Consider the following 441-nt stretch of genomic DNA (forward strand, 5'->3'; position numbering starts at 1 on the left):
TCGTTGGTGATGACGTTGCCATTGAGGACCAGGTTGTTCTCGCTCGCCGCCGTCAGGTTGACGTCGCTCACCGCCGTCGGCACGTCATCGACAATCTGCACGCTCAGGGTGTTCGAGGCCGAGTCCCCGTCGCTGTCCACCAGGCTCACCGCGAAGTCTTCGAACAGGCTGTTGTTGCCGTTCGCCGTCGGGTGCGCCTCGTTGTCGTTCAGGGTGTAGCTGTAGCTCACCAGCCCGGTCGCCGGGTTGTACCCGGTGATGGTCAGGGTGTTGCCCAGCGGCGTGGTCACCCCGCTCAGCGGGAAGCCCGCCACCACCCCGTTCACCACGATGTTGATGCCACCCACGCTCAGGGTCTTCACCCCGTCCGGCGCGCTGATGGTGAAGTCCCCCGTCACCGTGGTCGACTCCTTGCTGCTGTCCGACCCCGCCGACTCATTC

The 441-nt window shown here is 65.1% G+C and carries 1 protein-coding gene; it reads right to left on the bottom strand.

Annotated features, from left to right (window positions below):
• On the bottom strand, positions 1 to 441 hold a 441-nt coding region (locus tag J9892_RS21555), incomplete at both ends, for a hypothetical protein (protein ID WP_210538951.1).

The sequence above is a fragment of the Aeromonas sp. Prich7-2 genome, from assembly GCF_017939255.1.
Classification (GTDB): Bacteria; Pseudomonadota; Gammaproteobacteria; order Enterobacterales; family Aeromonadaceae; genus Aeromonas; species Aeromonas caviae.